Origin of the sequence: Streptomyces lydicamycinicus (assembly GCF_000829715.2) — a bacterium.
Lineage (GTDB): Bacteria > Actinomycetota > Actinomycetes > Streptomycetales > Streptomycetaceae > Streptomyces > Streptomyces lydicamycinicus.
In genome coordinates, this window is record NZ_BBNO01000009.1 from 158,075 (window position 1) to 169,802 (window position 11,728).

General features: G+C 72.1%; 12 protein-coding genes. 4 read left to right on the forward strand and 8 right to left on the reverse strand.

Annotation, left to right across the window (positions count from 1 at the left end):
* Window positions 1-131: 131 nt before the first annotated feature.
* From TU31_RS30045 to TU31_RS30060, 4 genes are all read right to left on the reverse strand, one after another.
* Entirely contained in the window at window positions 132-605 is a 474-nt protein-coding gene (locus tag TU31_RS30045; RefSeq protein ID WP_042160366.1) for an NUDIX hydrolase, read from the reverse strand.
* A gap of 4 nt (window positions 606-609) precedes the next feature.
* Window positions 610-2,157, reverse strand: coding sequence for an ATP-dependent DNA ligase (locus tag TU31_RS30050; protein ID WP_042160368.1), 1,548 nt, complete (start codon window positions 2,155-2,157; stop codon window positions 610-612).
* Window positions 2,158-2,228: 71 nt separating this feature from the next.
* Window positions 2,229-3,626, reverse strand: a complete 1,398-nt coding sequence (locus tag TU31_RS30055; RefSeq protein ID WP_042160370.1) for an FAD-binding oxidoreductase — start codon at window positions 3,624-3,626, stop codon at window positions 2,229-2,231.
* Window positions 3,627-3,639: 13 nt separating this feature from the next.
* The gene (locus TU31_RS30060; RefSeq protein ID WP_245698882.1) at window positions 3,640-4,626 is read right to left on the reverse strand and encodes an antibiotic biosynthesis monooxygenase; all 987 of its coding nucleotides are present in this window, start codon (window positions 4,624-4,626) and stop codon (window positions 3,640-3,642) included.
* A 104-nt stretch (window positions 4,627-4,730) separates the two neighbouring features.
* Between TU31_RS30060 and TU31_RS30065 the strand changes: the two genes are divergently transcribed.
* Window positions 4,731-5,297 (forward strand): nucleoside deaminase, encoded by a 567-nt coding sequence (locus tag TU31_RS30065; RefSeq protein WP_042160682.1) that lies wholly within the window; start codon window positions 4,731-4,733, stop codon window positions 5,295-5,297.
* A gap of 114 nt (window positions 5,298-5,411) precedes the next feature.
* Here the strand turns inward: TU31_RS30065 and TU31_RS30070 are convergent, their stop codons facing one another.
* The gene (locus TU31_RS30070; RefSeq protein WP_042160373.1) at window positions 5,412-6,179 is read right to left on the reverse strand and encodes a hypothetical protein; all 768 of its coding nucleotides are present in this window, start codon (window positions 6,177-6,179) and stop codon (window positions 5,412-5,414) included.
* Between the two features lie 511 nt (window positions 6,180-6,690).
* Here TU31_RS30070 and TU31_RS30075 point away from each other — a divergent pair.
* Window positions 6,691-7,389: a histone deacetylase gene (locus TU31_RS30075; RefSeq protein WP_181018700.1), complete on the forward strand. Its 699-nt coding sequence runs from the start codon at window positions 6,691-6,693 to the stop codon at window positions 7,387-7,389.
* Between the two features lie 121 nt (window positions 7,390-7,510).
* Window positions 7,511-8,092: a dihydrofolate reductase family protein gene (locus tag TU31_RS30080; protein WP_042160374.1), complete on the forward strand. Its 582-nt coding sequence runs from the start codon at window positions 7,511-7,513 to the stop codon at window positions 8,090-8,092.
* A gap of 28 nt (window positions 8,093-8,120) precedes the next feature.
* Here TU31_RS30080 and TU31_RS30085 read toward each other — a convergent pair whose 3' ends face one another.
* Window positions 8,121-8,945 (reverse strand): TIGR01458 family HAD-type hydrolase, encoded by an 825-nt coding sequence (locus TU31_RS30085; RefSeq protein ID WP_042160376.1) that lies wholly within the window; start codon window positions 8,943-8,945, stop codon window positions 8,121-8,123.
* Window positions 8,946-9,091: 146 nt separating this feature from the next.
* Between TU31_RS30085 and TU31_RS30090 the strand changes: the two genes are divergently transcribed.
* The gene (locus TU31_RS30090; protein ID WP_042160686.1) at window positions 9,092-10,402 is read left to right on the forward strand and encodes a phosphoribosyltransferase family protein; all 1,311 of its coding nucleotides are present in this window, start codon (window positions 9,092-9,094) and stop codon (window positions 10,400-10,402) included.
* A 124-nt stretch (window positions 10,403-10,526) separates the two neighbouring features.
* Here TU31_RS30090 and TU31_RS30095 read toward each other — a convergent pair whose 3' ends face one another.
* Window positions 10,527-10,850 carry a putative quinol monooxygenase gene (locus TU31_RS30095; protein WP_042160378.1) on the reverse strand — a complete coding sequence of 108 codons (324 nt, stop codon included), beginning with the start codon at window positions 10,848-10,850 and terminating at the stop codon, window positions 10,527-10,529.
* A gap of 42 nt (window positions 10,851-10,892) precedes the next feature.
* Complete coding sequence (locus TU31_RS30100) at window positions 10,893-11,717, reverse strand: hypothetical protein (protein ID WP_042160380.1); 825 nt, start codon at window positions 11,715-11,717, stop codon at window positions 10,893-10,895.
* Window positions 11,718-11,728 lie beyond the last annotated feature (11 nt).

Here is an 11,728-nt window from a genome sequence, read left to right on the forward strand (position 1 = left end):
GCCCCCCGTTCGGGGCCTGGTGGCACGGCCCCCGCCGCCAGACTGACGGGTGGGGAACGGGGGTGTCCAGGGCGAGTGGTTGCATGCCGCCTGCGCGGGTGGTGAAGCCGGGGAGTGCGCGGCACCCGCGGTCAGGCCCCGCTCGCGAGCCGTTCCGCCAGCCGCTCCAGGAACACCCGCTGGCCCGTCACCAGCCGCGCTCGCGCCTCGTCCGGGCCCCACCAGGCCACCCGGTCGATCTCGGGGAAGGTGCCGATCACCCCGGAGCCGCGCGGCCACTCCATCTCGAAGGTGCCGGGCACCACGCGCTCCGGATCGAGATCGCTCTCGACGGCCCAGGCGGTCACCACCTTGCCGCCCGACTGCCGGATCTCGCCCAGCGGGAGACCGGGCCCGTCGGGCGGCGGCACGCCCAGCTCCTCCTCGAACTCCCGCCGGGCCGCGTCCCACGCCTCCTCCGGCGGTACGTACTCGCCTTTGGGCACGGTCCACGCCCCCGCGTCCCGCCGCTCCCACAACGGCCCGCCCATGTGCGCCAGCAGCACCTCGACCCCGGTCGCCGTGCCCCGGTACAGCAGCAGCCCGGCACTGCGCTTCCCGGCCATGGCGCTACGAGGCCCCGCCGTCGTGCGCGGTGAGCACCGTCTCGACGGTGTCCGCCTCGGCCGCGGTCTTGTCCTCCCGGTAGCGCACCACCCGTGCGAAGCGCAGGGTCACGCCCGCCGGGTAGCGCGAGGAGGTCTGGAGCCCGTCGTAGGCGATCTCGACGACGAGTTCCGGACGCACCGTCACGACATGGCCGTTGTCCGCCACCGCGAGCTCCCGAAGGCGCTCGGTCTGCCAGCCGAGGGTGGCGTCGGTGAGCCCCTTGAAGGTCTTGCCCAGCATGACGAAGCCGCCGTCCGGGTCCCGGGCCCCGAGGTGGAGGTTGGACAGCTTCCCGGTGCGCCGGCCGTGGCCCCACTCCGCGGCCAGCACCACCAGGTCCAGGGTGTGCACGGGCTTGACCTTCAGCCAGGCGGCGCCGCGGCGGCCCGCGCTGTAGGGGGCGTCCAGCGCCTTGACCACGACGCCCTCATGTCCCCGGCGCAGCGTCTCGGCCCAGAACTCCTCCGCGGCGGCGCGGGCGGCGTCGTCGGCGGGGTCGCCGACCACCTGGCGGCGCACCCGCAGCGGCTCGGGGACCAGCCGGGCCAGCTCCGCATACCGCTGCTCGCCGGGCAGTTCCAGCAGGTCGCGGCCGTCGACCGACAGTACGTCGAAGAAGACCGGGGACAGCGGCAGCGCGGCCTGCGCGGCGGAGACGTCCACCCGCGAGCCGAACCGTCCGGCGACCCGCTGGAACGGCACCGGCCGGCCCGCGCCGTCCAGGGCGATCACCTCGCCGTCGAGGATGAAGCGGCCGGCCGGCAGCTCCCGGGCGACGGCGGTGACCTCGGGGAGCCGGTCGGTGACCTCGTCCAGGGTGCGGGTGTGGATCCGGACGTCCGGCCCGTCGCGGTGCACCTGGACGCGGATGCCGTCGAGCTTCTCCTCCACGGCACAGGCCCCGAGCCGGTCGACCGCCTCGGCCACCGACTTGGCGCTGTGCGCCAGCATCGGCCCGACGGGCCGGCCGACGGTGAGCCGGAAGTCCGCGAGCGCCGCCGGTCCCTCGGCGAGCAGCGCCCGCGCCACGTCCGGCAGCGAGCCCGCCAGCATCACGGCGCGCCGTACGTCCGCCGCGGGCACCTCGGTCGCGGCGGCGAGCCCTTCGGCCGCGATGGCGTCCAGCGCGCCCTGCCGTACCTCGCCGGTGAGCAGACCGGTCAGGAACCGCTGCTCCTCCGCGGTCGCCGCGGCCAGCAGCTCCCGGACGAGTGCGCGCCGCTCGCCCTGCGCCCCGGCTCCGGAAACCCGCGCCAGGGCGGTCAGCGCGATATCCACGTCGCGTACGGTCAGCGTGGCGCGGTCCGCGGCCGGCACCGGTTCGCGCAGCACGCTCCAGCCGACCCCGATCCGCCCCTGCGGCAGCCGTCCGGCGAGATACGGGATGACCACCGGGACGTCCTCCGGTGCCGCGGCCCGGAACAGCCCGGCCAGCAGCGCGATCTTCCGCGAACGCGCCGGCGTCGCGGCGACCTCTCCCGATACCCGTGCGAGATGCGCCAGCAGCATAGGGCCATGGTGCCCCCACCGCGCCGCCCCCGCTTCCCCTGACCGCAGTTCCCCGCCCCGCCCCGGTGGCGTCAGGGGGCGAGGTAGGAGTGGAAGAGGTTTTCCGGGTCCCACTGCGCCTTGATCTCCTGGAGACGGTCCCAGGTGGCGGGGGTATAGGAGCGCCGGGCCCGTGCGGGATCGGCCTCCAGGTCCGTCTCGGCGATGTAGTGGCAGCCCTCGCCCCGCGGGTCGGCGGCGGCCATGGCGTCCCGCAGCCAGCGCGCGTGGTCCCGGTCGCCGGCCGGGTCGTCCCAGACCGCGTAGCAGACGAGATAGGACGCGCCGAGCGGGGCGAAGGCCATGTTCCGCAGCAGTGCGGGTTCCTGGGAGACCGGCTGCACGGGCGAGAGCACCAGGGACTTCCCGGAGGGGGCGTGGGCGACCGCGTCGGCGATCCGGGGCAGCTGGGTGGCGTGGCTCTCCGGCGACCACAGGGTGTCCGCCGCATACCGGTGTGCGGGCGGCCAGATGGCTGCCGCGCCGTCGTGCAGCGCGGCGAAGGACACCGGCGTGGGCAGTTGCCGGGTGACGGCGCATTCGCCGAAAGGACAGTCGGCGAACGGCTCCAGCGCCTGCCGGGCCTCGTGCTCGGTGGTGGCGAACGCGGTGGCGGCGACCGTGATCCGGGGCCCCCGGGGAGCACTGGCGGTCGGCGGGCCGGAGGCCGCGAGGACGAAGGCGGTCTCGACGTACGGCGGGAGGCGGCGCGCGATCGGCTCCGCCCACTCCGTCACCGGCCTGACATCGGCCAGCGGGAAGGTGAGGCTGGTCATCACCATCGAGGCCGGGTGCGGGTGCAGGGCGAGGCGGAAGCCGGTGACGGCCGCGCAGAAGCCCGGCCCGGCGCCCCGGGCGGCCCAGAAGAGATCGGGGTGCTCGGTGTCGCTACAGGTGACCGTCCGCCCGTCGGCGGTGACGGCCCGGATCTCCCGCACATCGGCGCAGGACGCCCCCCAGGCACGGGAGTTCCAGCCGAGACCGCCGCTGAGCAGGAATCCGCCGACCGCCACCGTGGGGCAGTGCCCGACGGGGAAGGCCAGGTCGTGCGGGGTGAGGGCGGCGACCAAGTCGTGGCCGGTGGCCGCGGGGCCGACGGTGGCGGTGGCCGGGTCGGTGCCCTGGGCGGGCGTGAGGGCGCACTGCCGGAGCCCGGAGAGGTCGAGCAGCAGGCCCCCGTCGCGGAGGGGCGAGCCGGACCAGTTGTGCCCGCCGGAGCGCATCGAGACCCGCAGGCCCTGGGCACGGGCCCAGGTGACGGCGTGTACGACGTCCGCTTCCGTGGCGGCCCGCACGATGAGTTCGGGGAACCGCGGGGGCGTGACCTCGTTCCACACCGCGCCGGTACGGGCGTCCTCGTAGCCGCGGTCGGCCCGCCGGATCAGCGTGCCCTCGATGTCCGCCCCAACCGCCGGTGCCCGTGGGCGCATCGCCGCCTCCTCCTCACCAGATCTGGCCGGTGATCAGGCCGAAGACGCCGATGGACACCACGTAGCAGAGCAGCATCACCGCGACACCGGTCACCTGCACCCGGCGGGTGCGGGCGCGGGCGGGCACCAGCCAGAAGGCGAGCGCCCGGTTCACGGTCGGCATCAGCAGCCAGGTCAGTGCGCTGACGCTCAGCACATTGGAGAGGAACAGCCCGATGTACTCCCGGATTCCGAGCTTCTCCAGCCCGTATCCCACGGTCAGATTGAGCACCATCACCGTCGGATAGAGCGCCAGCAGAACGGACATGGCCTGTTTCCAGTTGGGCGGCGCGCTCTGGTCCTCGCCGTGGTCGAACGTGAACCAGCCGCTGAACGACGAACCCACCTTGCGTACGTCGTAGGAGGTGAAGTATTTGCTCCCCTCCTCCAGCAGCTTGCTGCGTACGTCGGAGGTGAGCCAGTCGTCGAGGTAGGCACGCGACTCGAACCGGAAGACCACAACCCAGTTGTCCTGCACGCCCGCCACCGGCTCGAACAGCTCCGACCCCATGAAGCCCGGCGCCTTCTCCTGCTCCTTGAGAGTCTTCTGCTGCCAGCTCACAAATCCCTCTTCGCAGCCCGGCTTCACCTCGTGGGAGATCACGGCCGTGACCGCCTCCGGAGCCGGCTGGGCGGGGGTGCCGCCCTGGAGCACCTCGTGCGTCGGGGGGCTCTCGAAGAGTCCGCGCGCTTCGTCCAGCAAATCCTGCCGCCGGTCCGAATCCAGCCATGCGGTCAAATAATCCATGGCGGAAAAGCGGAATACGGCCACCCATTCATTGGCTTCGCCGGCGCCCGGCGGATATACCTCGGCGCCCACGAAACCCTTGAATTCACCGGCCGCCTGATTCACCCGGTTCTGCCAGCGCTGATACTCGTCGGCCCGGCCCTCGCGCACCTTCTGCGAGGTCACAACGGTGGCGTTGAGCGCCATGGGGTCACGGCTTGCACGGGAACTCACATCGAGTAGCCTAGTTCATAGGGGAATTACCGGGCAAATTGGGCATTTATGCCGTCCGTTCCGCAGAGGACGCTGAGGAATCGATGCCGATCGGAGAGTCCGTGATGGAAGACAAAGAACTCCTCGCAGAGGCCGTACGGCTGGCCACGGAATCCGTGGAGAACGGCTGGGGCGGCCCGTTCGGCGCGGTGATCACACGCAACGGCGAGATCCTCGCCCGCGGGCAGAACCGCGTTCTGCTGACCGGCGACCCCACCGCTCACGCCGAGATGCAGACCATCAGCAAAGCCATCCAGGTCCTCAACCCTGAGGCTCCGTCAATCGCGGTGGAGCATCAGAACGAGAGCACGCTGGAGTACGTCGCCCGGCCCGAGGGTTCACCGGACCCGCTGCCGGAACGCGCCCGGATGCTCCAGGGCTGCTCGATCTACATCAGCGGCGCCCCCTGCCCGATGTGTATGAGCGCCATCTACTGGTCGCGGATGGACGCCGTGTACTACAGCTGCGACCTGGAGGACACCGCGCGGATCGGCTTCGACGACTCGTTCCAGTACGAGGACTTCAAGCGGCCCCTCGGCGAGCGGCGGATCAAGATCGAACAGATCCACCCCGAGCTGGGCGCCCATGCGTATGCGGCATGGACCAACCGGGCCGACCGGCACGCCTACTGACGACGTATCACGGCCCGCCGGGCGACGGCACCCGTTCCGTCGCCCGGCGGGCCGCTACCGTCGGCCCCCTGGGGGCACGCCCGAGCCGTCCGGACCCGAAGCGTTCCGGGCGGCTCACTCGTACATCACGTACTCCGGCTGCGGCCGGAGGGCCAGTACCTCCTTCGGCGTCATGAGGCGGCTGCCCTCGGCGTCCTCCTCGTAGAAGAGCTTGAAACCGGTGTGCAGACCGTCGGGCAGATCGTGGACCAGCTTGCGCCAGGTGCCGCGCTTCAGGCCGGGCGAGCCGATACCGTCGGCGCTCTTGATCAGCGCCACACCGGGCTGAGGGCGCAGCGCCGACTGCTCGCCCACGACGGACGTGGCGACCTGGTGGAACACCAGCGGTTTCTGCGGCAGATCGTGCTCCTCGACCAGGCCGGACAGATACCGGGCGACCTTCGTCAGCTCATGGCCGTCGGTATGCCCGTAGGTGTCGCCCGGCACCTCGCCGGAGCCCATCTCCCACTCCGGGTCCAGGGCGACCCCCACGTCCGGGTGGACGAGCCAGTCGCGCAGCGCCTTGACCTCGTCGAGTACCGCGGCACGCCCCGGCTGGATGTTCAACAGCAGCAGCCCGCGGCGGTCGCGCGCCACCCGGTGGAAACGGCGGATGGTGGCGGCGGGCGTGCGTGAGCGGTACTTACCGTCCGGTCCTGCCGCGGAGTTGGCGACCGTCGCCAGGAGTTCGAGGACCGGCAGCGGTTCGCGCCCCGCGGCGAAGGAGTGCGCCACCTTCTCCGCCTCGGCGGCCCGCCGCACGGGGTCACCGGTCCCGAGCCGGCCGAGCGCCGCGGCGCCGGGCAGACCACAGAACCCGGCCAGCCGGTATCGCGGGAACAATTCCCGTCCGCCACGCGGGAGTTCCGGATGGCGTCGCTTCTTCGGGCGGCCCGGGGGCGCGGAGCCGGACGGGCCCGGGGAACCGGTCCCGGCCGACGGGGAGGACCCCGGCCGCCCCGGCGGTGAGGCCCTGGAGGCGGAATCGGCACGTGAGGACGTGCCCGCGCAGGCCGTGAGCAGTCCGAGCCCGGCCGCTGTCGTGACCGCGAGCATCCGGCGCCGGCTCGCGTCCGGCGCGGGTACGGGGTCGCGGCCCGCCGTCCTGCCCCTGGGTATCTCCGTGTCGGTGCGCCCTGACACCTTGTCCGCCATAGTGACTCCGTCCCCCGGCATCCGGCCGTTGACCGGCCACCGGTTGCCCTGCGGACCGGCGCGTTCCGGTCCGTGCAGTGCGCATCTCCAGACCCTCCGCGGCAAAACCCGGGGTGGTAACGATCAAGCCAGGTTCACCGCGGCCGCCCGGTCGCCCGTCCGCGCCGCACCCTCGGGCCGGTCCGCGTAGCGTGAGAGCGTGACCAGGCCCCGACGCCTCGAAGCCCTGGACGACTCCCCCGAAGCCGTCCGGCGCCGCACCCCCGTCCGCCGCCTGTGGTACGCCGCGTACGGCTCCAACATGCATCTCGACCGGCTGACCGCCTACCTGGCCGGCGGCCGGCCGGCCGGTGGGCTGCGCAGCTACCCGGGCTGCCGGGACCCCCGCGGCCCCGCGCGCATGGCCCCGGTCATGCTGCCGGGGCTGCTCTACTTCGCCACCACATCGGAGGTGTGGACCGGCGGCCGGGCCTTCTACGACCCCGATGCCACCCCGACCCGGGGCGGTGAACTGCCCTCCCGTGCCTACCTGCTGACGCTCTCCCAGTTCTCCGACATCGCCGCTCAGGAGATGTACCGGGAGCCCGGCGAGGACCTCGATCTCACGGAGGCCGTCACCCGCGGGCGGGCCCGGATCGGCCCCGGACGGTACGAGACGCTGGTGTGCGCCGGACTGCTGGACGGCTACCCGGTGCTGACCTTCACCGCCCCGTGGAGCAGCCGGGACATCACCATGAACGCACCGTCGGCCGCCTATCTGCGGCATATCGCGGCCGGTCTCGTCGCCTCCCACGGATGGAGCGCCCGCCGGGCCGCCGCCTATCTCGCCGGCTGCCCGGGGGCCGACGGCCACTGGACGGCGCCGGAGATCGCGGCACTGCTCGCCGGCCCGCCCTGACCGGCGCCCTCGCCCCGGCACGCCGTAGGCACGCCTGCGGCCACCACCGCGCCGGCGCCGGGCACACTGGAGCCGTCCGGCCGGTGCCGGCCCGGCCCCGACGACCTCTGCGAGGACCGCGATGAGAAAGATCATTGTGTGGCTGTCGGTGTCCCTCGACGGCTTCATCGAGGGCCCGGACCGCGAGCTCGACTGGCACCTGGTCGATGACGAGCTGCACCGGTACGTCAACGACCAGCTGCGGCAGATGGGCGCCTTCCTGAGCGGGCGGATCACCCATGAACTGATGGCCGGATTCTGGCCCACGGCCGACGCCGATCCCGCAATCACCGGCCCCATGGCTGAATTCGCCGGGATCTGGCGGGACATGCCCAAGATCGTGTTCTCCCGGACCCTGGAGCAGGCCGGCGGGTACCACACCACGCTCATGCGGGAGGTCGTCCCCGAGGAGATCATGGCGCTCAAGGCACAGCCGGGCGGCGATATGACGCTCGGTGGCGCCGACCTCGCCGCGTCCTTCCGGGAGCACGATCTGATCGACGAGTACCGCCTCTACGTCCATCCGGTCATCCTCGGGCGGGGCACGCCCCTGTTCCGGGCGTCGGACACCAGGACCGGCCTGGAACTCGCCGGGACCCGGACCTTCGGCAACGGCGTCGTCCTGCTCCACTACCGGCGCGCCGGGGCGGCCGCCGCGGGGTGAGTTCCGGGGAGCGGTACCGCACCCCGGCTCACGGGGCGGGCCGCTCCGGCGCGCCGGGCAGACCGAGCAGGGCGGGCAGATCGGCGAAGGAGTCGAGCACCCGGTCCGGGGTGCCGGTGGCCGCGCGATGGGTTTCCGGCAGATATTTGCCGGTCTTGACGAGCACCCCGGTGAGCCCGCAGCGCTGGGCCGCCAGCACATCGGACTCGATGTCGTCGCCCACCATCAGCGTTTCCGACGCCGGGGCGCCGAGCTGCGCCAGGGCGGTGGCGAAGAACGCCTCGGCCGGTTTGCCGGTGACCACCGCCTCGACACCGGCGGCCCGTTCCAGGCCCGGCAGAAAGGCCCCGGTGTCCAGGTCGAGCCCGTCCGCCGTACGCCAGTACAGATTGCGGTGCATGGCGACCAGCCGGGCACCGCGCTGGAGGTGGCGAAACGCGGTGTTGAGGGCCGCATAGCCGAATTCCTCGCCCGCACCGCCGAACACCACCACGTCCGGCGCGGCCCGGCCCGCTCCGCCGGCCCCCTCCTCAACGAGCTCCACACCGGCCAGATCGGCCCGGACCTCGCCGCTGTTGATCAGCAGACAGCGCGCGTCCGGATGGTGATCGCGCAGGTAGGCGGCGGTGGCGGCGGGTGCGGTCAGAATGTCGTCGACGCCTACGGGAAAGCCCTCCCGGGCCAGCCGCCCGGCGACCACGGCGCGGGTCCGTGAGGTGGTGTTGGTGACCAGCAGCAGCGGGAGCCCGGCCGCGCGCAGCCGCGCCATGGCTGCGACGGCGCCGGGCAGCGCCTTCCAGGACACGGTGAGCACACCGTCGATATCGATCAGAACCGCTCTGATTCCTTCCATATGCCGACGGTAACCACGGTCGGCCGGGGCCGGGCGGACGGCCGGGTCCCGTCCACCGTCCGACTTGCGAAGGAGCCGTGGATGGGGTTATTTCGAAGTGAGGTGTGAACGCAGCTTCCGTCTCCCCTGGCTAGGGGGTGCACACTGTGCTGTTCACTGACCGCGCGGACGCGGGGCGCCGCCTCGCCGAAGCGCTACAGCACCTGGAGGGGGAAGAACCCGTTGTGCTGGGCCTGCCCCGTGGCGGGGTCCCGGTGGCCTTCCAAGTGGCGCGGGCGCTCAAGGCGCCGCTCGATGTGATCGTGGTCCGCAAACTCGGGGTGCCGTACCAGCGCGAGCTGGGATTCGGTGCCATCGGTGAGGGCGGCGTGCGGGTGATCAGCGACGACATCGTCCGCCGGGGCCGGCTCGAACAGGCGGATCTGGCTTCCGTGGAGCATGCCGAGGCGGCCGAACTCGCCCGTCAGGCGGAGCGTTTCCGTGCCGGACGGCCGCGGCTCTCCCTCGAAGGCCGGACGGCGATCGTGGTGGACGACGGGATCGCCACCGGCGCCACCGCGGCGGCCGCGTGCCAGGTGGTCCGCGCACAGGGCGCGGCCCGTGTGGTGCTCGCCGTCCCCGTGGCGCCTCCGGACGCGGCGGAGCGGCTGCGCACCGCGGCCGATGAATTCGTCTGCCTCTCCACCCCGTTCGCCTTCTCCGCCGTCGGTGAGTGGTACCAGGACTTCTCCCAGACCCCCGACGACGAGGTGGTGGCGCTGCTGGCGCAGGCCGCGGCCGGCCCCGGGCCGGAGCGGTCCGCGCCGGGCGCGGAGGCCACGGCGGACAAGGACGTCGAGGAGGAGGTGGCGATCGACGCCGCCGGGGTCCGGCTGACCGGGGACCTCCACCTGCCGGCCGGCGCCCGTGCGGTGGTGATGTTCGCGCACGGCTCGGGCAGCAGCCGGCACAGCCCGCGCAACCGGCTGGTCGCCGCGGCCCTGAACGAGGCGGGCCTGGGCACCCTGCTCTTCGACCTGCTCACCCCGGCGGAGGAGGCCCACCGGTCGAACGTCTTCGACATCGGCACCCTCGCCGACCGGCTGACGGCCGCCACCGGCTGGCTGCGCGACCGCACCGCCCTGCCGATCGGCTACTTCGGCGCGAGCACCGGCGCCGCGGCGGCGCTGTGGGCCGCCGCCACGCCCGGTGCCGACGTCGGCGCCGTGGTGTCCCGCGGTGGCCGCCCCGACCTCGCCGAACCGCTGCTCGTCGCGGTACGGGCGCCGACGCTGCTCATCGTGGGCGGCAACGACAATGTGGTCATCGACCTCAACCGGGAGGCCGAGGCGGCGCTGCGCTGCGAGACCCGCGTCGAGATCATTCCCGGTGCCACCCATCTCTTCGAGGAGCACGGCGCCCTCCAACAGGTCGCCGACCTCGCCCGGGACTGGTTCCTGAGCCACTTGGTGAAGTAGCGGGCCTCGCGGCGGATGCGCTCCGGCCCCTCGGCCCTTGGCGGTTGAGCCGATTGCCTTCCGGCCGACGGCCCTTCAGCCGATTGCCGTCCAGCCGGTGGCCGTGCGGTCGGTCGCCGGTCCTTCAGTCGATGGTGATCTCGCCCATGGCACTCCAGCCGTCCGCGCCCTCGATGGTGGTGCTCACGATGTCGGGAGTGCGGCGCAGCAGGGGGCGCATCTGCTCGATCGCGGCGCGGAAGTGGTCGGAATTGACATGCGCTTCGGCGGCATCGTCCTTGAATGCCTCGACCAGGACATAGGTGTTCGGGTCCTCGATGCTGCGGGACCATTCGAACCACAGGTTGCCGGGTTCGGCGCGGGTGGCCTCGGTGAAGGAGGCGACGTGCTGCGGCCACTCCTCGGCGTACTCGGGCTTCACGGGAAACTTGACGACGATAAAGATCATTCAGCGAGTCTAGATCACGTGGCACCGGGTGCCGTCAACCCCTCACCGTGATACCTCGGGCTCGGCCTCTTTGTCGCCGCTCAGGGATTTGACGAGCACTATGCCCAGCACGATCAGCGCCACGCCCAGCCACACCGGCCCGGCACCGCTGACGAGGACCACGATGCCCACCGCAGTCAGATAGCCGGCCAGCGGGATGAGCAGGCTGCTCAGCGGGGGTTCGGGCGGGCCGGACAGGCCCCGTTCGCGCAGTGAACGCGCCCGTGCGACGTCCGGGTACCACTGGGTGAACTGCAAGGCCGCGATGATGGCCGCGATTTGGATGATCCAGCCCGTCCACAGGTTATTGGAATGGTGCAGCACGAGGTCGCCATAGGCCCCCGCAATCGCGGCCACGGCGAATGCGGCGCCCCATGCACCCGTGATGTAGTAATTGGTCCGCAGAAATCTGGGCTCGCCCCAGAACTCGCGGGGTACCTGTTCCCGGGCGTACTGGAGGGTGAACGGCACCCGGCACGCCATGGACCCGAGGGCGATCGCCATCAGGGCGATGTTCGCGACCTCGCCCGAATAGTTCTCCAGCCAGCGGTGGGTGCCCGGGGAGGCGAAAATGCCGATGACGGCCATCGCCGCGAAGAACACCACATCGGAAATCTCCAGAATTTTGAAGGAGGACCCGGGACGGCGTATACGGCCGGCGATGACGATTGCCACGGCAAGGGCCAGGGCTATGGAGACGGCCAGCTCGAAACGGCCCGGCCCGACCAGGACCGACATCGCGATCCATGGCGACATTCCGATGACGGGGCTGTCGAGGAGATGGGACAGCCGGCCACCGGGGGCGGTGTCCGTCGGGCCGTGAGACATGGCAACAGGCC

What these genes read in the sequence shown, in the direction of transcription:
- TU31_RS30045 (WP_042160366.1), bottom strand. Translation starts at nt 605, where the DNA reads ATGGCCGGGAAGCGCAGTGCCGGGCTGCTGCTGTACCGGGGCACGGCG.
- TU31_RS30050 (WP_042160368.1), bottom strand. Translation starts at nt 2,157, where the DNA reads ATGCTGCTGGCGCATCTCGCACGGGTATCGGGAGAGGTCGCCGCGACG.
- TU31_RS30055 (WP_042160370.1), bottom strand. Translation starts at nt 3,626, where the DNA reads ATGCGCCCACGGGCACCGGCGGTTGGGGCGGACATCGAGGGCACGCTG.
- TU31_RS30065 (WP_042160682.1), top strand. Translation starts at nt 4,731, where the DNA reads ATGGAAGACAAAGAACTCCTCGCAGAGGCCGTACGGCTGGCCACGGAA.
- TU31_RS30080 (WP_042160374.1), top strand. Translation starts at nt 7,511, where the DNA reads ATGAGAAAGATCATTGTGTGGCTGTCGGTGTCCCTCGACGGCTTCATC.
- TU31_RS30085 (WP_042160376.1), bottom strand. Translation starts at nt 8,945, where the DNA reads ATGGAAGGAATCAGAGCGGTTCTGATCGATATCGACGGTGTGCTCACC.
- TU31_RS30095 (WP_042160378.1), bottom strand. Translation starts at nt 10,850, where the DNA reads ATGATCTTTATCGTCGTCAAGTTTCCCGTGAAGCCCGAGTACGCCGAG.
- TU31_RS30100 (WP_042160380.1), bottom strand. Translation starts at nt 11,717, where the DNA reads ATGTCTCACGGCCCGACGGACACCGCCCCCGGTGGCCGGCTGTCCCAT.